Source organism: Pseudomonas sp. NMI542_15, from assembly GCF_021283425.1.
GTDB classification, from domain to species: domain Bacteria; phylum Pseudomonadota; class Gammaproteobacteria; order Pseudomonadales; family Pseudomonadaceae; genus Aquipseudomonas; species Aquipseudomonas fortuita.
Genome location: NZ_JAJSRO010000022.1, coordinates 45,475 through 65,731 on the forward strand (window position 1 = coordinate 45,475; position 20,257 = coordinate 65,731).

16 protein-coding genes are annotated in these 20,257 nt (G+C 62.3%); 11 read left to right on the forward strand and 5 right to left on the reverse strand.

Going from position 1 to position 20,257, the window contains the following annotated elements; translation table 11 throughout:
• The first annotated feature begins 4 nt into the window (after positions 1-4).
• The 4 genes from LU684_RS24570 (at position 5) to LU684_RS24585 (ending at position 3,431) form a co-directional block, all read left to right on the forward strand.
• Entirely contained in the window at positions 5-493 is a 489-nt protein-coding gene (locus LU684_RS24570; protein WP_016484824.1) for a DUF3015 domain-containing protein, read from the forward strand.
• Positions 494-563: 70 nt separating this feature from the next.
• Positions 564-2,417 (forward strand): Lnb N-terminal periplasmic domain-containing protein, encoded by a 1,854-nt coding sequence (locus LU684_RS24575; protein ID WP_016484823.1) that lies wholly within the window; start codon positions 564-566, stop codon positions 2,415-2,417.
• Between the two features lie 91 nt (positions 2,418-2,508).
• Positions 2,509-2,865: a hypothetical protein gene (locus tag LU684_RS24580; protein WP_016484822.1), complete on the forward strand. Its 357-nt coding sequence runs from the start codon at positions 2,509-2,511 to the stop codon at positions 2,863-2,865.
• A gap of 68 nt (positions 2,866-2,933) precedes the next feature.
• Positions 2,934-3,431, forward strand: a complete 498-nt coding sequence (locus LU684_RS24585; protein WP_016484821.1) for a GreA/GreB family elongation factor — start codon at positions 2,934-2,936, stop codon at positions 3,429-3,431.
• A 33-nt stretch (positions 3,432-3,464) separates the two neighbouring features.
• Here LU684_RS24585 and gdhA read toward each other — a convergent pair whose 3' ends face one another.
• The 3 genes from gdhA to LU684_RS24600 form a co-directional block, all read right to left on the reverse strand.
• Positions 3,465-4,805, reverse strand: a complete 1,341-nt coding sequence (gene gdhA, locus LU684_RS24590) for an NADP-specific glutamate dehydrogenase (protein ID WP_016484820.1) — start codon at positions 4,803-4,805, stop codon at positions 3,465-3,467.
• A gap of 221 nt (positions 4,806-5,026) precedes the next feature.
• Positions 5,027-6,694: an energy-dependent translational throttle protein EttA gene (ettA, locus tag LU684_RS24595; protein WP_016484819.1), complete on the reverse strand. Its 1,668-nt coding sequence runs from the start codon at positions 6,692-6,694 to the stop codon at positions 5,027-5,029.
• 302 nt (positions 6,695-6,996) lie between these two features.
• Complete coding sequence (locus LU684_RS24600; RefSeq protein ID WP_016484818.1) at positions 6,997-7,401, reverse strand: hypothetical protein; 405 nt, start codon at positions 7,399-7,401, stop codon at positions 6,997-6,999.
• Between the two features lie 216 nt (positions 7,402-7,617).
• On the opposite strand from LU684_RS24600, the gene LU684_RS24605 reads away from it, so the two are divergent.
• The 5 genes from LU684_RS24605 to LU684_RS24625 all read left to right on the forward strand — a co-directional run bounded on the left by LU684_RS24605 (position 7,618) and on the right by LU684_RS24625 (position 15,461).
• Complete coding sequence (locus tag LU684_RS24605) at positions 7,618-11,448, forward strand: sensor domain-containing protein (protein WP_016484817.1); 3,831 nt, start codon at positions 7,618-7,620, stop codon at positions 11,446-11,448.
• 284 nt (positions 11,449-11,732) lie between these two features.
• On the forward strand, positions 11,733-12,986 hold the full coding sequence (gene glyA / locus LU684_RS24610) for a serine hydroxymethyltransferase (protein ID WP_012270418.1): 1,254 nt from the start codon (positions 11,733-11,735) through the stop codon (positions 12,984-12,986).
• 136 nt (positions 12,987-13,122) lie between these two features.
• The gene (locus LU684_RS24615) at positions 13,123-13,716 is read left to right on the forward strand and encodes a hypothetical protein (RefSeq protein WP_016484816.1); all 594 of its coding nucleotides are present in this window, start codon (positions 13,123-13,125) and stop codon (positions 13,714-13,716) included.
• 120 nt (positions 13,717-13,836) lie between these two features.
• Positions 13,837-14,403: a hypothetical protein gene (locus tag LU684_RS24620; RefSeq protein WP_232895155.1), complete on the forward strand. Its 567-nt coding sequence runs from the start codon at positions 13,837-13,839 to the stop codon at positions 14,401-14,403.
• Positions 14,404-14,504: 101 nt separating this feature from the next.
• Positions 14,505-15,461, forward strand: coding sequence for an arsenic resistance protein (locus tag LU684_RS24625; protein WP_060519443.1), 957 nt, complete (start codon positions 14,505-14,507; stop codon positions 15,459-15,461).
• A gap of 5 nt (positions 15,462-15,466) precedes the next feature.
• On the opposite strand, the gene LU684_RS24630 is transcribed toward LU684_RS24625, so the two are convergent.
• Positions 15,467-17,440 carry a BCCT family transporter gene (locus LU684_RS24630; RefSeq protein WP_060519445.1) on the reverse strand — a complete coding sequence of 658 codons (1,974 nt, stop codon included), beginning with the start codon at positions 17,438-17,440 and terminating at the stop codon, positions 15,467-15,469.
• Positions 17,441-17,604: 164 nt separating this feature from the next.
• Complete coding sequence (locus LU684_RS24635) at positions 17,605-18,489, reverse strand: homocysteine S-methyltransferase family protein (protein ID WP_016484812.1); 885 nt, start codon at positions 18,487-18,489, stop codon at positions 17,605-17,607.
• Between the two features lie 118 nt (positions 18,490-18,607).
• Here LU684_RS24635 and LU684_RS24640 point away from each other — a divergent pair, with 118 nt between their 5' ends.
• Together LU684_RS24640 and LU684_RS24645 are read left to right on the forward strand one after the other, a co-directional pair.
• Positions 18,608-19,429, forward strand: a complete 822-nt coding sequence (locus tag LU684_RS24640) for an ABC transporter substrate-binding protein (RefSeq protein WP_023047457.1) — start codon at positions 18,608-18,610, stop codon at positions 19,427-19,429.
• Complete coding sequence (locus LU684_RS24645) at positions 19,426-20,247, forward strand: amino acid ABC transporter permease (RefSeq protein ID WP_095115885.1); 822 nt, start codon at positions 19,426-19,428, stop codon at positions 20,245-20,247. Before LU684_RS24640 ends, LU684_RS24645 begins: the two co-directional genes overlap by 4 nt.
• Positions 20,248-20,257 lie beyond the last annotated feature (10 nt).

Here is a 20,257-nt window from a genome sequence, read left to right on the forward strand (position 1 = left end):
TGCTATGAAACGGATTCTTCTGGGTACTCTGTTCACCGTGGTCTCGCTGAACGCCATGGCAGAAGCGCCAGGCGGCCCGAACTGCGGCTGGGGCAACATGCTGTTCGAAGGCCAGCGTGGCACGCCGGCACACTTCCTTGCTTCTACTACCAACGGCACCTCCGGTAACGCCACCTTCGGCATGACCTCCGGTACCAACGGCTGCTCTACCAAGGCTTCGCTGACCTACGGCGGCAAGTCCTGGTTTGCCATGAACGGCATGATGAACGAGCTGTCCGAAGACATGGCCATGGGCCAGGGCGAAGCGCTGACCACCTATGCCGTAGTGCTCGGCGTGGCCCCGGAAGACCGCGTCTACTTCAACTCGGTTACCCACCAGCACTTCAACCAGATCTTCAGCAGCGCCGATGTCACTGCCGAAACTGTCCACAGCAACACCCTGGCGGTTCTGAAGAGCGACCCACGCCTGGCCAAATACGCTACCGAGGCCTAAGCACTGCTGTTCCCGCCCCCACGGGGGCGGGTTTCGCCTTTTCGGCATCGTGAAGAAGTAGTTGCCCGATATGCTCAAACGCCTCGCTTCCCTGGCGCTGTGTGCCTGCGCCCCTGTTCATGCCGCGCCCGTGCTGGATCAAGGCCGTCTCCAGCAACTGGCCAATACCCCTTACTGGCTCGCCATTGGTCACTACGAAACCGCCAAGCTCGGCGGCTGGCGTAGCTATGTGGACGACGATGCGTTCTTCCTCGCCGCAGACGGTGCGCACCACCCGGATCAAGAACTCAAGGCTACGGTCGATGCGCTGTATGCCCCGGCCAGCCTAGGCGACAAGCACGCGCAGTGCGTGTTCCCCGCGCGCACCCGCTGGCTGCGCGAACAGCTCGACCTGCCAGGGTTGCCGCAGCCGGACTGCCAGGAATTCAAGACCTGGTACCAGTCGATCGACCCGCACAGCGCCGCGCTGATCTTCCCGGCGGCCTACCTGAACAGCCCGTCGTCGATGTTCGGCCACACCCTGCTGCGCATCGACCAGTCCAGCACCCGCAACGACGACACCACGCTGCTGAGCTACGCAATCAACTTCGGCGCCTACATCGAAGGCAGCGACAACAGCATCCTGTACGCCTGGAAGGGCCTGATGGGCGGCTACCCGGGGCTGTTCGCCCTGATGCCCTACCAGGAAAAACTGTCCGAATACCGCAGCCTCGAAAACCGCGACCTGTGGGAATACCAGCTGGACCTCACCCCCGAAGAAACCGGGCGCATGGTCGAGCATGTGTGGGAGTTGAAGCAGATCCAGTTCGACTATTTCTTCTTCGACGAAAACTGCTCGTATCGGTTACTGGAGCTGCTGCAAGTGGCTCGGCCGAGCCTGGACCTGACCTCGCAGTTCCCGCTGACCGCCATCCCCACCGATACGGTGAAGGCCGTGAAGCAGTCCGGCCTGGTCGCCAGCGAGGTTTACCGCCCCTCTCGCGAACGTGAGTTGCTCGCCCGGGCGGAGCCGCTTGATCACAATGAAAAGCATCAGGTGCTGGCCGTGAGTGCCAATACCGCACAGTTGCAGAGCCCCGAATTCAAGGCCCTGCCCCGTGAACGCCAGGCGTTGGTGCAGGACGCCGCATATCGCCTGGAGCGCTACCGGGCCAACGGCCAGGAGCGCGACCCCGGCCAAGCGAAGCGCAGCTTCGAACTGCTGCGCGCGATCAACAGCAACCCGCCGCCGCCCTTGCAGATCGAGCGCCCCGGCCTGCCCGAGGATGGCCATGACTCTCGCACCTGGCAGCTGGGCGTAGGCACCCGTGAAGACCGCGCTTACGCCGAGTACGGCCTGCGCATGGCCTACCACGACCTGAACGACAATGCCTATGGCTTCCCGCTGGGTGCGCAAATCGAGATCCTGCAGCTGAAGGTACGCCAGTACGAGGGTAATGACTGGCAGGTGCAGCGCCTGGACCTGGCCACCATTCGCTCGCTGACGCCCCGCAACGAACTGCTCAAACCCTGGTCGTGGCAAGTGGCCGGCGGCCTGGAGCGGGTGCCAGGCAAACATGATGACGAGGTGTTGGTCAGCCACGTGAACGGCGGCGCCGGCGGCACCTGGCAATTGGCCGACGGGTTGCTGGGTTTTGCTCTGGGTACGGTGCGGGTCGAGCATCACAACGACTTCGCCCAGTTCATCGCCCCGGCGGCAGGGTTCAATGGCGGCCTGCTGTGGCGCAACGGCTTGGGCAACATGACGCTGGAGGCCAAGGGTGATTACTTCACCAATGGCGAGGTGCGGCGCAAAGTGAGCCTGAACCAGCAGTGGGAAATCAGCCAGAACCTGGGGTTGAGGTTGAGTGCTTCGAGAGAGTTCAGCCACCTCGCTACTGCGCAGAACGAAGTCATGCTCGAATTGAAGTGGTACCACTACTGAGTGATCCAATCGACTCTTTGACACTGTTTTGACAGCTCCTCGACAAATGGCCACCTAGACTTTCCACCATCAACTGGAGGGTTTTGTGGTCATGTCGCGGTACTGGTTCGGCGTGTGCATTGCGTTGTTGCTGTCAGGTTGCGAAACCACCCACGAGCAGATGCTCACCCATGGTTATCCCCCTGCCTATGCCGATGGCTTTCAGGACGGTTGCAGCAGCGGCCGCCAGGCGGCCGGGCTGATGGTGGGCGGCTTCAGCAAAAACGTGCCGCGCTACCTGCACGAGCGCCAGTACGAAACCGGTTGGGACGACGGTTTCCGCCAGTGCCATGCCATGCAGAACAGTGAAGAACAGCGCGCGTACCACGAACGCTTCTGGGACCAGCGCGACCGCGAGTGGGAGCAGGAAAAGGACCGAGGCGCTGCCAAGGCTTATCGCCACAACTGAGTCGCAAACGGACATCCCTTGAAACCGACGGCCTGCCATGATGGTCTCCTGCACACAGGAGGCCCCGCATGAGCCGAGCATTCGTCAACGAAGACCAAGCTGCCGCCCAGGCCGACCAGCCGGTGGAGCGACGCGTCAGCGAACAACCCAACTACGTCACCGCCAACGGCCTGCACCTGCTGCAAACGCGCGTGGCCGGGCTGAATGCCTTGCGCAGCGAACTGCAGGCGCAGGGCGAGCGTGGCGACAAGCAGCGGCTGGCCGATACCGAGCGGGACCTGCGTTACTTCAGTGCACGGGTGCAGAGTGCCCAGGTGGTGCCGGCAGCCACTTCACGCAGCAAGGTGCAGATTGGTAGCCGCGTACGGTTTGTCGATGCGCAGGACCAGGAGCAGGTGGTGCAGCTGGTAGGCGAGGATGAAGCGGATGCTGGGCGGGGGCTGATCAACTGGGGTTCGCCGCTGGGACGGGCGTTGCTGGGCGCGCGGCCTGGGGATGAGGTGGTTTGGCGGCGGCCGGCGGGGGATCAGGTGATTGAAGTGGTCGAGATCGAAGGTGAGCCCTGAAGGGGCCGCTATGCGGCCCCAAAAAACTTCAGGTCAGACTACGCCTTGGGCCAGCATCGCATCAGCCACTTTCACAAAGCCTGCGATATTCGCACCTTTGACGTAGTTGATACGGCCATCCGCCTCTTCACCGTAGTGCACGCAAGCATGGTGAATCGACTGCATGATGTTGTGCAGCTTGCTGTCCACTTCACCGGCAGTCCACAGCAGGCGCATGGCGTTCTGCGACATCTCCAGGCCCGACACGGCCACGCCGCCGGCGTTGGAGGCTTTGCCCGGGGCATAGAGGATGCCGGCGTCCAGGAAGATATCCACAGCTTCGAGGGTGGTCGGCATGTTGGCACCTTCGGCCACACAGATGCAGCCATTGCGCAGCAGGGTGCGGGCGTCTTCGGCGCCCAGCTCGTTCTGTGTGGCGCACGGCAACGCGATGTCGCACTGCAGGCTCCACGGGGTCTGGCCCTTGCGGAACTCAAGGCCGAACTGCCCGGCCAGCTCGCTGATGCGGCCACGCTTGACGTTCTTCAGTTCCATCAACGCGTCCCACTGGGCATCGGTCAGGCCGGCTTCGGCATACAGCGTGCCTTCGGAGTCGGACAGCGAGATCACCTTGCCGCCCAGGTCCATCACTTTGCGCGCCGCATACTGGGCCACGTTGCCCGAACCGGAAACTGCCACGCGGCGGCCGTCGATACGCTTGCCTTGGCGCTTGAGCATTTCTTCGGCGAAATACACGCAGCCGTAGCCGGTGGCTTCCGGGCGGATGAGGCTGCCGCCGTACGTCATGCCTTTACCGGTCAACACCGAGGTGAACTGGTTGGCCAAGCGTTTGTACTGGCCAAACATGAAGCCGATTTCGCGGGCACCCACGCCAATGTCACCGGCCGGCACGTCGCAGTCAGCGCCAATGTGGCGGTACAGCTCGCTCATGAACGCCTGGCAGAAGCGCATCACTTCGGCGTCGCTCTTGCCTTTAGGGTCGAAGTCCGAGCCACCCTTGCCGCCGCCCATGGGCAGCGAGGTGAGGGAGTTCTTGAACACTTGCTCGAAGGCCAGGAACTTCAGCACGCTGAGATTCACCGACGGGTGGAAGCGCAGGCCGCCCTTGTAAGGACCGATGGCGCTGCTCATCTGGATGCGGTAGCCGCGGTTGACCTGCACCTTGCCCTGGTCATCGACCCAGGAAACGCGGAACAGCACCGCGCGCTCAGGCTCTACCATACGCTCGAGAATGCCCGATTGCAGGTAGTGAGGGTTGGCTTCAAGGAATGGCCACAGGGTGCGCAGCACCTCTTCCACCGCCTGGTGGAATTCCGGTTGGCCAGGGTCACGCTGCTGCAGGCGTGCAAGGAAATTGTCGACAGATTCGATCATGGTAGACATCTCACCAAGAGGATTAGACTTATTGGTTTTTTTTCGAATGTACCAAGAAGCAATCGCACTGGAATAGGGCGAAATGTCGTTTTTTTGAAATTATTTGGTGCGTTTTATATAAGTGTATACAAAGAGCGACCCCCATAAGCTGTTTACCCGCGTATGGCAGGCACAAAAATGGGGCCCCGAAGGGCCCCATTCTTGTGCATCAGAACGCCGGCTTACTGGGCCAGTTTCTTGTGCCGTACACGGTGCGGCTGGGCAGCAGCATCACCCAGGCGCTTCTTGCGGTCGGCTTCGTACTCGGTGTAGTTGCCTTCGAAGAACACCACGTTCGAGTCGTCTTCGTACGCCAGGATGTGAGTAGCCACACGGTCCAGGAACCAACGGTCGTGGGAAATCACGATCGCGGCGCCCGGGAAGTCCAGCAGGGCTTCTTCCAGCGAACGCAGGGTTTCGACGTCGAGGTCGTTGGACGGTTCGTCGAGCAGCAGGACGTTACCGCCCTCCTTCAGGGTCAGGGCCAGGTGCAGGCGACCGCGCTCACCACCGGACAGGTCCTTGACGAACTTCTGCTGGTCGCCACCCTTGAAGTTGAAGCGGCCAACGTAGGTACGCGACGGGATCTCGTAGTTGCCGATGCGGATCTGGTCGGAACCGTCGGAAATCTGCTGGAACACGGTCTTGGCGCCGTCCAGGTCTTCGCGGCTCTGGTCCACGCAGGCCAGTTGCACGGTTTCACCGATCTCGATGCTGCCCGAGTCCGGCTGCTCCTTGCCCATCAGCATGCGGAACAGGGTCGACTTACCAGCACCGTTACCGCCGATCACGCCGACGATGGCGCCTTTTGGCATGGAGAACGACAGGTTGTCGATCAGCACGCGGTCGCCGTAGCCTTTGGATACGTTCTTGAACTCGATGACCTTGTCGCCCAGGCGCGGGCCAGCCGGGATGTAGATCTCGTTGGTTTCGCTGCGTTTCTGGAATTCCTGCGACTGCATTTCTTCAAAGCGCTGCAGACGGGCCTTGGATTTGGACTGGCGAGCCTTGGCGCCTTTGCGCACCCACTCCAGTTCCTCTTTCATGGCCTTCTCGTGGGCGCTCTGCTGCTTGGATTCCTGCGCCAAGCGGTCCGACTTGGCTTCCAGCCAGCCCGAGTAGTTGCCTTCGTACGGAATACCGGCGCCGCGGTCCAGTTCCAGGATCCAGCCAGCAACGTTGTCGAGGAAGTAACGGTCGTGGGTAATGGCTACCACGGTGCCCGGGAAGTCGTGCAGGAAGCGCTCAAGCCACGCCACCGAATCGGCATCCAGGTGGTTGGTCGGTTCGTCGAGCAGCAGCATGTCGGGGGCCGACAGCAGCAGGCGGCACAGGGCCACACGGCGCTTTTCACCACCGGACAGGTGTTCGATTTTTGCGTCCCAGGCCGGCAGGCGCAGGGCGTCGGCGGCCACGTCCAGCTGGCGCTCCAGGTTGTGGCCGTCAGCGGCCTGCAGGATGGCTTCCAGCTTGGCCTGCTCGGCGGCCAGCTTGTCGAAGTCGGCATCCGGGTCGGCGTAAGCGGCGTAGACCTCGTCCAGACGGGCCTGGGCGTCCTTGATCACGCTGACCGCTTCCTCGACCACTTCGCGCACGGTCTTGGTCGGGTCCAGTTGTGGCTCCTGCGGCAGGTAGCCAACGTTGATGTCGGGCATCGGACGGGCTTCGCCGTCGAATTCCTTGTCGACGCCCGCCATGATCCGCAGCAGGGTCGATTTACCGGCGCCGTTCAAGCCGAGCACGCCAATCTTGGCGCCTGGGAAGAACGACAGGGAAATGTTCTTGAGAATTTCCCGCTTCGGCGGCACGACCTTGCTCAGCCGATGCATGGTGTAGACGTATTGAGCCAAAACCAAGCCCTCTAATTCAGATAGGTAAAGACATCGACGATCGCCCAGGCAGCATGGCCAGGGGGATGCGTGTTCGGGTGTCATTGGACAAAGACGACCATTCTACGCCAACGCGCGGCGTTGCATAGGAGGGGCCGTGGGTGGGGTGGGATCGGTGTTGTCCCTGGGGGGCATTTGTTGGCTTTGCCGGCCTCTTCGCGGCTAAAGCCGCTCCCACAGGTACTGCATTGCCCTTGAAGGCAGTGATATCCCTGTGGGAGCGGCTTTAGCCGCGAAGAGGCCGGCACAGCAGCCGAGATGGCTCAGACGTGGCGCTGTTTGGCCTTGCCCCGCGGCAACCGGCAACGGTCGCCCTGCTCGGCCAGGCGCGCGGCCCAGGCGGACTTCACGCTGAAGCCGCCGCTGCGGGCAGGTTGCTGCTCGGCCACATGAGCCGGCCTGGCAGCCGCAGGCGCAGTGCCGACCACCTTGGCAGCAGCCTTGGCCGTAGCCACTGCCGGCGCTGGCGCTGCTGCCGCTTTGGCGGTCTTGCGCAGTTCAGCCAGCGATGGCGCTTTGCTCTTGGCGCTGGCGCCAGCGTCAGGTTTGACCAGCGAGCGCTGGCAAGACTTGCAGGATACGTCCTCGGTCACGGCAGTGCTGACAAGGGTCTGACTGCTGCGCCCGCAGGCGGAATCGAGGCCATTGGAGGAAAAGTGAGTAACCAAAACCGAACATCTCCGATGCGTTGTCATGTGAAGCGGCGGCTATTCTCGCACAGGTTGCAGGGGCTTGCCGAACCACCGGGCAGGCACCATCGGTCAACATGGCTGGCACTTTGCCATAATCCTAGGCATGCTAGCCGGTTTCGGGTGTCCGGCTTATAGTGCGCCACCGTGCATGATCCTTCCCTGCCATCGCCAGCCCAATCGCAGGATCAACGCTTGACCAACCTTACTCATCCGTCGACATTGCGTACCGCGCCACAGGCGCCCGCCGCTACCCTGCGCGGGTCGGTCAAGGGTGCGCTGGCGATGCTTGCCCTGATCCTGCTGGGCCTGCTGCTGTGGCAGCTTTTCGCCCAGTTCAACCACACCCAGGCCGACCTGCGCAAACAAAGCCTGGATGCCACTGCAGAACTGGCCGACCACCTGAGCCTGAACATGGCGTTCAAGGCGCAGCAGGCGGTGAATGTGCTGCAGCCTTACGTAAATGCGCCGCAGCCTGCCGCCCTGCCGAGCCTTCTGCATACCCTGCGCGAGCGCCTGCCTGCGCTGCAGAGCGTGGCCTGGCTGGACAACGCAGGGCAACTGCGCGCCGACAGCCTGCCCGGCAGCCCCGACCGCCAGTTGCTCGGCGAGTTGCTCACGCTGAACCTGGGCCGCCCGTACTTCTTCACCAATTCAGCCGACAACCGTACCCTCTATCTGCTGCTGCGCCAGTCCCCCGAGCAGGACCGTGGCTACTGGCTGCTGCGCCTGTCGCCAGACTATTACAGCACCCTCACCACCCACCTTGATGGCGCCGGCCACCCCCTGTGGCTGCTGGAAAACAGCCGCAGCGGCGAGGTACTGCAGCGCCACGCGCCAACCGACACCGGCAGCGAGCCGCTGCAGAGCGTGATGCTGGCCTTTATAGACAACAGCACCTGGCAACTGCGCGGCCTGTTCGACGCGCAACTGACCCAGCAGAAACTGCTGCCTGCACTGATCGGCAAGTGCCTGCTGGTGCTGTTCTGCGCCCTGCTGCCGGTGCTGGCCCTGATCAACATGCGCCGCCGCCAGCGCGCGCTGCAGGAGGACCGCCGGCGTTACCAGGAAATTTTCGAAGGCACCGGCGTGGCCTTGTGTGTGCTCGATCTGTCCAGCCTGCCTGGCCAGCTCGACCGCTACCACCTGCGCAACCGCGCCGCGCTCAAGCACAGCCTGGCGCTGGACCCAAACCTGCGTCGCTCGCTGCTGCTGGAACTGAAAATCACCGAGGTCAACCAGGTCGCGCGCCAGCTGCTGAACATCGACTGCCACGCAGGAGCCTGGCAGCGGCTGATCGACGGCACTGGCGATGGCCGCGACAGCATCGGCATGCAACTGATCGACGCGCTGATCGAACAACGCCCGCTGCTGGAGCTGGAAGTACGCCTGCCGGCGCCGCTGGGCGGCGAGTTGCATCTGTGGCTGATGGCACGCCTGCCGCAGCAGCGCCGCGACTACCAGGCGGTCATTCTCAGCATCAGCGACATCACCAGCCGCAAGCAGGTGGAACTGTCGCTGCTGGAGCGTGAAAGCTTCTGGTCGGATGTGGTGCGCACCGTCCCCGACCAGTTGTACGTGCAGGACGTGCACAGCCAGCGGATGATCTTCAGCAATCGCCACCTTGGCCAGACCCTGGGTTACGACCGTACCGAGCTTGCGCAAATGGGCGACCGCTTCTGGGAGTTGCTGCTGCACCCCGAAGACGCCGCGCACTATCAGGCCTTGCGCCAGCAACAGCGTGACAGCGGCCATGACCAACCGCTGCACTGCCAGTTACGCTTCCGCCACCATGATGGCGGCTGGCGCTGCTATGACATCCGCGAGCAGGTGCTGACCCGTGATGCCGAAGGCCTGGTAACGCGCATCATCGGCGTGGGCAAGGACGTGACCGTGCAGATCGAGGCCAGCCAGTCGCTGCGCGACAGCGAACAGCGCTACCGGATGCTCGCCGAAAGCATCAGCGACGTGATCTTCTCCACCGACAGCCTGCTCAGGCTCAACTATGTCAGCCCTTCGGTGCAGAGCGTGCTGGGCTACCGGGCTGACTGGATTTTCGCCAACGGCTGGCAGTCGATCGTCGCCAACCCGGCCCAGCTCACCGGCATCTACAGCCTGATGGAACGCGTGAGCAAGGCCATGGGCGACCCGGTTCAACTGGCCCAGCTGCGCAGCCAGCTGCCGACCCAGCTGTTCGTGTTCGACTGCCTGCGCGGCGATGGTCGCAAGATCCCCATCGAACTGCGCCTGGTGCTGGTGTGGGACGATGACCAGCGCTTCGAAGGCGTGCTTGGGGTGGGCCGTGACATCAGCCAGCAACGGCGTGCCGAAAAAGACCTGCGCATGGCCGCAACGGTATTCGAGCATTCCACTTCGGCCATCCTCATCACCGACCCGGCCGGCTATATCGTGCAGGCCAACGAGGCGTTCAGCCGCGTCAGTGGTTATGCCGTCAGTGAAGTGCTCGACCAGTTACCGGGCATGCTCACCGTCGACGAACAGCAGGAAGGGCACCTGCGCTATGTGGTCAAGCAACTGCACCAGCGCGGCAGCTGGGAGGGCGAGGTGTGGCTCAAGCGCCGTGACGGCGACCACTACCCGGCATGGGTCGGCATTACTGCGGTACTGGACGACGAGGGCGACCTGGCCAGCTACGTGTGCTTCTTCACCGACATCAGCGAGCGCAAGGCCAGCGAACAGCGCATTCACCGCCTGGCCTACTACGACGCCCTCACCCACCTGCCCAACCGCACGCTGTTCCAGGACCGCCTGTACAACGCCCTGCAGCAGGCGGAGCGGCAGAAGGCCTGGGTGGTACTGATGTTCCTCGACCTGGACCGTTTCAAGCCGATCAACGACTCCCTCGGCCATGCCGCGGGCGATCGCATGCTCAAGGACATGGCCCTGCGCCTGCTGGCCTGCGTGGATGACGACGACACTGTGGCGCGCATGGGCGGCGACGAATTTACCCTGTTACTGCAACCGCGCCCCAGCCGCGAGCTGGCACTGAACCGCGCCATCCACGTGGCCGAGAACATCCTCGGCAGCCTGGTGCGGCCATTCGTGCTGGAAAACCGCGAGTTCTTCGTCACTGCCAGTATCGGCATCGCCCTCAGCCCGCAGGATGGCAGCGAGCTGAGCCAGCTGATGAAAAACGCCGACACCGCCATGTACCACGCCAAGGAACGCGGCAAGAACAACTTCCAGTTCTACCAGGCCGAGATGAACGCCAGCGCCCTGGAGCGGCTGGAGCTGGAAAGCGACCTGCGCCACGCCATGGAGCAGAACGAATTCATCCTCTACTACCAGCCGCAGTTCAGTGGCGACGGCAAACGCCTGACCGGCGCCGAAGCACTGCTGCGCTGGCGCCACCCAACCCGTGGCCTGGTACCGCCAGGCGACTTTATCCCGGTGATCGAGGAACTGGGCCTGGTCGTGGACGTGGGCGACTGGGTCCTGCGCGAGGCTAGCCGCCAACTCAAGGCCTGGCACAAGGCCAAGGTGCGGGTGCCGAAAGTGTCGGTGAACATTTCGGCGCGGCAGTTCTCCGACGGCCAGCTGGGCACGCGGATTGCCAACATTCTTGAAGAAAGCGGCCTGCCGCCGGCCTGCCTGGAGCTGGAGCTGACCGAAAGCATTCTGATGCGCGAGGTGAGCGAGGCGCTGCAGATTCTTGCCAGCCTGAAAAACCTGGGCCTGAGCATTGCGGTGGACGACTTCGGCACCGGCTACTCATCGCTCAACTACCTCAAGCAGTTCCCCATCGACGTGCTCAAGATCGACCGCACCTTCGTCGACGGCCTGCCCGAGGGCGAGCAGGACGCGCAGATTGCCCGGGCAATCATCGCCATGGCCCACAGCCTCAACCTGGCGGTAATCGCCGAGGGCGTGGAAACCCACGAGCAGCTGGAGTTCCTGCGCGAACATGGCTGCGACGAAGTGCAGGGCTACCTGTTCGGCCGGCCGATGCCGGCACACCAGTTCGAGGCGCAGTTCTCCAACGAAACGCTGTTCATGTTCCATTGATGCGGTACCTGCACTGGCCTCATCGCCGGCAAGCCAGCGCCCACAAGTGATGCATCAGCCTCAAGGCCAGCGCAAATCCTGTGGGGACCGGCTTGCCGGCGATGGGGCCATAAGCGCCCCAAAAAACGGACCTGAAAGTCAACTCGGACGCCCGCCCAGCCCAGACACGGCGCGGGATGCAACATGAGCCCCATTGGTCCGCGACTTGATGCCACTTCATATGCCAGCCGCGAATCAATCGGTTAGAATGCCCCCCCAAACTACCCCGATCCTTGAGGACCGCCATGTTCAGCCGTGATTTGACCATTGCCAAGTACGACGCCGAGCTCTTCGAAGCCATGCAGCAAGAAGCCCTGCGCCAGGAAGAGCATATCGAGCTGATCGCTTCGGAAAACTACACCAGCCCGGCAGTCATGGAAGCTCAGGGCTCGGTCCTGACCAACAAGTACGCCGAAGGCTACCCAGGCAAGCGTTACTACGGTGGTTGCGAATACGTCGACATCGTCGAGCAACTGGCCATCGACCGTGCCAAGGAACTGTTCGGCGCCGATTACGCCAACGTCCAGCCGCACGCTGGTTCCCAGGCCAACGCAGCTGTCTACCTGGCCCTGCTGTCGGCCGGTGACACCATTCTGGGCATGAGCCTGGCCCACGGTGGCCACCTGACCCACGGTGCTTCGGTAAGCTCGTCGGGCAAGCTGTACAACGCCATCCAGTACGGCATCGACGGCAACGGGCTGATCGACTACGACGAAGTCGAGCGCCTGGCGGTCGAGCACAAGCCGAAAATGATCGTTGCCGGCTTCTCGGCCTACTCGCAGGTTCTGGACTTCGCCCGCTTCCGCGCCATCGCCGACAAGGTCGGTGCTTACCTGTTCGTCGACATGGCCCACGTTGCCGGCCTGGTTGCCGCTGGCGTGTACCCGAACCCTGTTCCGTTCGCCGACGTGGTCACCACCACCACCCACAAGACCCTGCGCGGTCCACGTGGCGGCCTGATCCTGGCCCGTGCCAACGCCGACATCGAGAAGAAGCTGAACTCGGCTGTATTCCCGGGCGCCCAAGGCGGCCCGCTGGAGCACGTGATCGCCGCCAAGGCCATCTGCTTCAAGGAAGCCCTGCAGCCTGAGTTCAAGGCTTACCAGCAACAGGTCGTGAAAAACGCCCAGGCCATGGCCAGCGTGTTCATCGAGCGTGGTTTCGACGTGGTGTCCGGTGGCACCCAGAACCACCTGTTCCTGCTGTCGCTGATCAAGCAGGAAATCTCCGGCAAGGACGCTGACGCCGCCTTGGGCAAAGCCTTCATTACCGTCAACAAGAACTCGGTACCGAACGACCCACGTTCGCCGTTCGTCACCTCGGGCCTGCGTTTCGGCACCCCAGCCGTCACTACCCGTGGTTTCAAGGAAGCCGAGTGCAAGGAACTGGCTGGCTGGATCTGCGACATCCTGGCTGACCTGAACAACGAAGCGGTGATCGACGCCGTACGTGAGAAGGTCAAGGCCATCTGCAAGAAGCTGCCGGTATACGGCAACTGATTGGCATTAGCCTGATGTGAAAAGCCCGGCCTCTGTGCCGGGCTTTTTCATGTCTATCGGAAACAGGGCCAAATGGGCATCCCGCTGAGGCTGCCCTAGCCTGCGGTCTCCTTACTACGCCCACCTGGAGCCCGCAATGGCCGATCATCAAGCGCTGTCCTTCACCGCTACCTTGTTAGTCAACGGTCACCCCCTGACCATCCTGAGCGAAGCCACCGAAGGCACCATCAGGGTTGCCCACCCCGACACTAACCTGGGGTTGATGGACGTGACCCATGCACTGGGCGTGCTAAGCACACCCGATGACGCTTGGGACGATGCCCGAGAAGCAGGGCATGTCGATTTTCACGTCACAGGCGACGTGGCGCCCGTGCTGTTCTACTTCCGTCACACCCCTGAAGGCTACCGCCTGTACATCAGGGGCGGCGAGCATGACGGCCAAGGCGTGTTCAAAAGCAAATATGGCGTTGCCATGGTCAGCCCTATTGAGGGCAGCGACCCGACCCCGTGGCAGATGCGCAATCCCCACACCCAGCACCCCCTCGACCTTGCAGGCATGGCTGTCGACTTTTCCATCATCAACCTGGCGTGCGCTGCGTCCGGGCAAAGCTTGGCCACCCATTTGATTGCCAATGGCGAAGGGGGCTATCTGATCACCCTGCGTTCCAAGCCTGCCACCAGCTTACGGCTGAACATTACCGAGCGCGGAGTGGACTGGGCGCGACGCTGAGTCGCTTGCCCCACATGCGCAAACAGTGCCGGGGCTTTCACATCAGGGAACGATCACCCGCTGCGGCGGTGTGGGAGGCGACTCTTAAGATCGCCTCTTTCCACAGCAAGGGTCATCACCATGTATAGCAACCGGCAACAATCATTCATCGCCCAGCTCAGTGCCCCAGGTGCGCACCTGAACTTCCTGGATGTGCTGCTGGGGCAGCCAGCCAGAATCCTGCTCGCAGGTAGCGGTGGTGGTGTTTTCAGTGGCAGGTTCAGCGAGCGGGATGACTCGCACCTGTTAGGCCACCTGCCCGTTGAAAACGCGCCGCCCCCTCCGACGCTGTACTTTCGCCACTCCGAAGAAGGTTACTACTTGTATGTAAGAACGCCTGGCAACCATTTCGGCAAAGGCATCAGCCGAGGCAGGCATGGGGAAATCGGTGCCTACCCAACCCAAACTCTCGCCCCCGCCTGCTTCGAGCTGCTCGGCCCTAACGGCGCGCTGATACTCTCGGACATTCCTGTGAACGCCTTCCACTGCGTGTTACGTGAGCGTGCCTCCGGTATGTGCCTGCATCGCCACAAGCGTTTCGACGCTGCGCACACCTATGTATTTGCCAAGCGCGATGAGAGGATGCGCCTGACCCTCAACATTCTGGAGCGTAACGCCGCATGGTTGAGCGACCCGGATGAGATATAGGTAGCTGGGGGGCCAAGGCCGCAAGAGCAATGATTCAGGCGAGCACCCAATGCCGCCAACGATTACCCTGTGCTCTTTAGCTTTTGAGCACAGGCCTCCTCTTGACCAGAGAACAACTCGAAACCCATCAGACCCTGATCTACTTCGCCGCAGTGTTTGCCGCCATCGCCTTCGGCTTGCTGGCCAGTGACAGCGCCCGCCACCTGGAGGCACTGGTCACCCCCGCCATCGCCGTGCTGATGTACGCAATGTTCCTGCAGATCCCTTTTCTCGACCTGCGCCAGGGCCTGGGCAACCGCCGGTTCATCGCTGCCCTGCTGGTCGCCAACTTCATCCTCGTGCCGCTACTGGTCTGGGGCATCACCCGCGGGCTGGTCGAACACCCGGCGTTGCTCATCGGCGCCCTGCTGGTACTGCTCACACCCTGCATCGACTACGTGGTGGTGTTCACCCACATCGGCAAAGGCGACTCGCGCCTGACTTTGGCCGCCACCCCCGTGCTGCTGCTGGTGCAACTGGTGCTGCTGCCGGTGTATCTGGCCTTGATGCTGGGCGACAGCAGCCAGGTGGCCATCTCCATCACCCCGTTCGTGGAAGCCTTCGTGCTACTGATCGTGATGCCAATGGCCCTTGCGGTGCTGACCAGCGCCGGTGCCCGCCACTCGCGTAAAGTCGCAACCTGGAATGACGCCTGGGCGTGGTTACCCGTACCGGCGATGGCCTTGGTACTGATGGTTGTGATCGCTTCGCAAATTGCCGTGGTGCTACGTGATTTCGACCGCTTGCTGCCGGTGATCCCGGTGTACATCGGTTTCATGCTGCTGGCGCCAGCCCTCGGGTTCGTTTCGGCCCGTCTGCTGCGCCTGCCAGCCACCGAGGCGCGTTCGGTGATGTTCAGCGCATCGACCCGCAATTCGCTGGTGGTGTTGCCGCTGGCACTGGCCTTGCCCGAGCATTTGCGCACCCTGGCAGCAGCTGCCGTGATCACGCAGACGCTGGTGGAGCTGGTGTGCGAGCTGGGTTACGTGCGGGCCATACCTCGCCTGACCCGCACGTAAGGGGCTCAACTGACCACGTGCAGGTAGTGCAGGTGGCGCTCGTACTGGTCCAGGATGTCGCCAATCACATCTTCGCGGCTCCAGCCCATCACGTCGTAGTCCTGCCCGCCCTCACGCAGATACACCTCGGCGCGGAAATACTTGCGAGCATCGTTGTTATCGTCAGATTCGCGAAGGACGAAGCTGGGGGTATTGTACGCACGCGGCCGAACTTCATATTTGAAGCGACCCTCGCCCGCGTGGGAAAGCTCGAGCGTGACCCGGCCATCGTCGCGTTCCTCAACCGTAACCTCGTAACCTTGCTTGCGCAGCTCCTGGGCCACTTCGTCGCAGGCAGGCTTGACCACATCATTGATAAAGCGGGTAACGTGGGCCCTGCGCGGCATCATGGCGATGTTGCGCAGGCGCCGTTGCCAGCCACCGTGATTCTGCCGGTGCTGGCGCTGGCCAGGCAGCGACTGGGTGCGCAGGCCGCGACGGGTGGCATCCAGGCCCAAGGCCTTGAACAGGCCCCAGATCGCCACCAGCAGGATGACCGCGAATGGCAAGGCACTGGCGATGGTGGCTGCCTGCAGCGCTTTCAGGCCGTTGGCCAGCAACAAGGCAATGGCAACTGCGCCCATGGTCACCGACCAGAACACCCGCTGCCACAGCGGCGAGTGGCCTTTGCCCGAGGAGGCAAGCATGTCTACCACCAGCGCCCCGGAGTCCGCGGAGGTGACAAAGAACACCACCACCATCAGCACCGCCACTAACGATACCGTTGTCGACCACGGGAAGTGTTCGAGAAACGCGAATAACGCAAGCGAACTGTCCTGATCGACAACCGCCGCCAGCTCCCTCACACCCCCGTGCAGGATCATGTGAATGGCGGTGTCGCCGAACACAGTCATCCACAGCAGGGTAAAACCCGCCGGTACGAACAACACGCCGCAGACGAATTCGCGAATGGTGCGACCACGGGAAATACGCGCGATAAACAGCCCTACGAAAGGCGACCAGGACAGCCACCAGCCCCAGTACAGCAGGGTCCAGCCACCGATCCAGTCGGTGGGTTCGTAGGCGAACAGGTTGAATGTCTTGTTGACGATATCGGACAGGTACGCGCCGGTGTTCTGAACATAGGCCTGCAGCAGGAACACGGTCGGGCCAACGACCAGCACGAACAGCATCAATATCACTGCCAGGCCAAGGTTGAGCTCGGAGAGAATGCGAATGCCTTTATCCAGCCCGCTGGCCACCGACAGCGTGGCAAGGGCACAGGTGGCGGCGATGAGAACGACTTGCACAGTGGTGCTGACGGGCAAACCGAACAGCTGGTGCAGGCCGCTGTTGATCTGCAGCACGCCGTAGCCAAGCGAAGTGGCCACGCCAAATACCGTCCCCAGAATGGCAAAGATATCCACAGCGTGCCCGATCGGGCCGTAGATGCGCTCGCCAATCAAAGGATACAGCGCCGAACGCAGCGTCAATGGCAGCCCGTTGCGGAAACTGAAGTAAGCCAGGATCAGCGCGACGATGGCGTAGATGGCCCAGGCATGCAGGCCCCAGTGGAAGAACGTGATGTTCATGGCTTCACGTGCTGCCGCGATGGTATTTGGCTCACCGACCGGGGGGTTGATGAAATGCATCACAGGCTCGGCTACGCCGAAGAACATCAGGCCAATACCCATGCCTGCCGAGAACAGCATGGCGAACCAGCTCTTGTTGGGGTAGTCCGGCTCGCTGTGGTCCGGGCCCAGCTTGATATCGCCGTAGCGGCTGACCGCCAGGAACACCACGCTGATCAGTACCAATGCCACGGTAAGGATGTAGAACCAGCTGGCGTTGGTGATGATCCATTGCTGCACGTCTTCGAACACACGCTGAGCGTGCTCCTGGAAAACCGTGGCGTACAGCACCAACAGCAGCACCAGAATGGCACTGGTAAAGAAAACGGGAGGGTTGATGGTGCTCCTGCGTTTTTGCTCTGCATTCATAGGCAGTATGACTCCTGGTGTTCAGCGCTGCGCATCAGGTGAGAGCGGTCAAGACTCGACCACCCTCGCCGCGTGGTGAATGAGAGATGCCCAAACCTTAGCGTCAGTTCAGGCATTTCCCAAAAATTACCGCTGCGCTTTCCTGCCAGACCCGCGCTGAAACATCAGCCCAGGTTACGTTTGAGCTCGGCAATGTGCTCCGGGCCGATACCACAGCAGCCGCCTACCAGACTGGCGCCGCGCTCACGCCAGTCGGTGGCCCAGGCCAGGTAACCAGGTGGATCGAGGTCTTCGCGCAGCTCATCCAGGCCATCGTTGGCGGTGGCTTCCTTGGGCTGTGGCGGGAAGGCGTTGGCATAGGCACCGATTGCGATGTCGGCGTTGTGCTGCTGGGTGAGCTCGCGGGCGACATCGATTGCAGCACCAATCACTTCCGGCTGGCTGCAGTTGAACAGCACCGCCGCAGCACCCAGGCCGATCACGGCCTCGATGGCATCGGCTACCGGCTCGCCGGAGCGCAGCCGAGGCACAGCGTCCACCTCTTCATCCTGCAAGGTGAACGACACCCAGAACGGCCGGCCGTCTTCAGGCAAGTGCTGATGAATGGCCCGCACTTCGGCAATCGAGCTTTGGGTTTCTGCCAGCCACAAGTCCACATGAGGGGCCAGGCCTTGGAGCAGGGGGAGCAATACCTCGGCCACGCGCTCAGGCTGGAACAGGTCCGGGCGGTAAGAACCGAAAAGCGGTGGCAAGGAACCTGCCACCCTTACCGGGTGCGCGCCGGTATCGGCCGCATGCCGCGCGAGCTGGCCGGCGATATTGGCCAGTTGCTGCCCTTCCTTGGCAAAGCGCTCCTCGCCGATGTGAAAGGGCACTACCGCGTAACTGTTGCTGGTGATGACTTGTGCACCGGCGGCGATAAACGCTGCGTGCACGCCAACCACCGCCTCCGGCGCCTCGCTCAGCGCCAGTGCCGACCACTCGGGCTGGCGGAACGGCGCCCCACTGCGCTGCAGTTCACGGCCCATGCCGCCGTCGAGAATGACCATCGCTCGCTCTTTCATATAACTTCTCTGCAGGTTCTTATGAATAAAATTCATTAGTTCATGAACGTTTATAACTATTAAATACCCTATCACTCCTTTGCCCAACATATCAGGTATGTACATGCGATTTTCTACCGTGCTCGGTGCGGGCCTCGTGCTGCTCGCCACTGCTTCCCAGGCCTTTGCTGGCGCCACGCTGGAGCGGGTTGAATCGCGCAAGGAACTGGTCAACGTGCTGATGGAAAGCTACCCGCCGTTCTCCTTCCTCAATGACCAGAACCAGCTGGACGGTTTCGATGTGGACGTGGCCAAGGCCGTGGCTGACAAGCTGGGCGTCAAGCTGCGCCTGGAAACCCCGTCCTGGGACGTGATCGCCGCTGGCCGCTGGAGCGGCCGCTACGACATCTGCATCTGCTCGATGACCCCGAGCAAGGCCCGCGCCGAAGTGTTCGACTTCCCGGTGGAGTACTACGCCTCACCGGCGGTGATCGTGGTCAATGCCAAGGATGAGCGCATCCACGGCGCCAAGGACCTGGAGGGCCGCAAGGTGGGCCTGACCAGTGCATCGAGCTACGAGAGCTACCTGAACAAGAATCTGGTCATTGAAGGCGACGAAGACAAGAAGCTCGAATACCCCTTCGACTTTGTGCAGATAGCGCCCTACGACACCGACAACGTCGCCTTCCAGGACCTGGGCCTGGGGGCTGGGGTGCGCCTGGATGCCATCCTCACCAACCTGGTGACCGCGCAGCCGCGCCTGAGCCAGGACAAGCGCTTCAAGCTGGCCGGCGCACCGCTGTATGAGGAGCCGAACTCGGTAGCCATCGAAAAAGGCGACCCTGAGTGGGACGCCAAGGTGCGCCAGGTATTTGCCGAGCTGAAGGCTGATGGCACCCTGGCCAAGCTGTCGCAAAAATGGATTGGCGCCGATATCAGCAAATGAGCAGCTTCCCCCCCTCCCCCAAGCCCGTGGTCAAGCCGGCGGGCGCCGGCCTGTTCAGCTTCCGTACCCGGTTACTGCTGACCTGGCTGGCGCTGTTCGGCCTGTTTGTGGCGTTTTTCCTCAGCTTTGACCTGAAGTTCGCGATCATTCTGGAGAAGTTTCCGAACCTCGCCGGCTTCAAGCTGGGGCCTAACGGCTTTCTCCAGGGCGCGGCGCTCACCTTGTTCCTGTGCCTGTGCTCAATGGTGGTCTCGGTGCTGCTGGGCTTTGCCGCCGCGCTGGCGCGGTTGTCGAACAGCGCTGTGCTGGTGGGTGTTGCCAGCTTCTACACCTCGTTCTTCCGCGGCACACCGCTGCTGATCCAGATCTTGCTGATCTACCTGGGCCTCCCGCAACTGGGCCTGGTCCCGGGCGCCATCAGTGCCGGCATCATCGCGTTGTCGCTGAACTATGGGGCCTACCTGAGCGAGATTTTCCGTGCCGGGATCCTCGGCGTCGCGCGCGGGCAACGTGAAGCGGCGCTGGCCCTGGGCATGCGCACGCGGCAGATCTTCTGCCACGTCATCCTGCCCCAGGCCATGCGGGTGATCATTCCGCCCACGGCCAACCAGTTCATCTCGATGCTCAAGGACTCCTCGCTGATTTCGGTGATGGGCGTGTGGGAGGTCATGTTCCTTGCGCAATCCTACGGGCGGTCGAGCTATCGTTACCTGGAGATGCTGACCACGGCGGCGGTGATCTACTGGGTGCTGTCGATCCTGCTGGAGCTGGTGCAGGCACGGCTGGAGCGGCATTTCGGCAAGGCTTACCAGCGGTAGCGCCAGCGTT

Excerpts from the sequence above, each read along its gene's own strand:
- LU684_RS24615 (WP_016484816.1), top strand. The coding sequence starts at position 13,123 with ATGGCCGATCATCAAGCGCTGTCCTTCACCGCTACCTTGTTAGTCAAC.
- LU684_RS24570 (WP_016484824.1), top strand. The coding sequence starts at position 5 with ATGAAACGGATTCTTCTGGGTACTCTGTTCACCGTGGTCTCGCTGAAC.
- gdhA (WP_016484820.1), bottom strand. The coding sequence starts at position 4,805 with ATGATCGAATCTGTCGACAATTTCCTTGCACGCCTGCAGCAGCGTGAC.
- LU684_RS24585 (WP_016484821.1), top strand. The coding sequence starts at position 2,934 with ATGAGCCGAGCATTCGTCAACGAAGACCAAGCTGCCGCCCAGGCCGAC.
- LU684_RS24635 (WP_016484812.1), bottom strand. The coding sequence starts at position 18,489 with ATGGTCATTCTCGACGGCGGCATGGGCCGTGAACTGCAGCGCAGTGGG.
- LU684_RS24630 (WP_060519445.1), bottom strand. The coding sequence starts at position 17,440 with ATGAATGCAGAGCAAAAACGCAGGAGCACCATCAACCCTCCCGTTTTC.
- LU684_RS24580 (WP_016484822.1), top strand. The coding sequence starts at position 2,509 with ATGTCGCGGTACTGGTTCGGCGTGTGCATTGCGTTGTTGCTGTCAGGT.
- glyA (WP_012270418.1), top strand. The coding sequence starts at position 11,733 with ATGTTCAGCCGTGATTTGACCATTGCCAAGTACGACGCCGAGCTCTTC.
- LU684_RS24640 (WP_023047457.1), top strand. The coding sequence starts at position 18,608 with ATGCGATTTTCTACCGTGCTCGGTGCGGGCCTCGTGCTGCTCGCCACT.
- LU684_RS24620 (WP_232895155.1), top strand. The coding sequence starts at position 13,837 with ATGTATAGCAACCGGCAACAATCATTCATCGCCCAGCTCAGTGCCCCA.
- LU684_RS24645 (WP_095115885.1), top strand. The coding sequence starts at position 19,426 with ATGAGCAGCTTCCCCCCCTCCCCCAAGCCCGTGGTCAAGCCGGCGGGC.
- LU684_RS24575 (WP_016484823.1), top strand. The coding sequence starts at position 564 with ATGCTCAAACGCCTCGCTTCCCTGGCGCTGTGTGCCTGCGCCCCTGTT.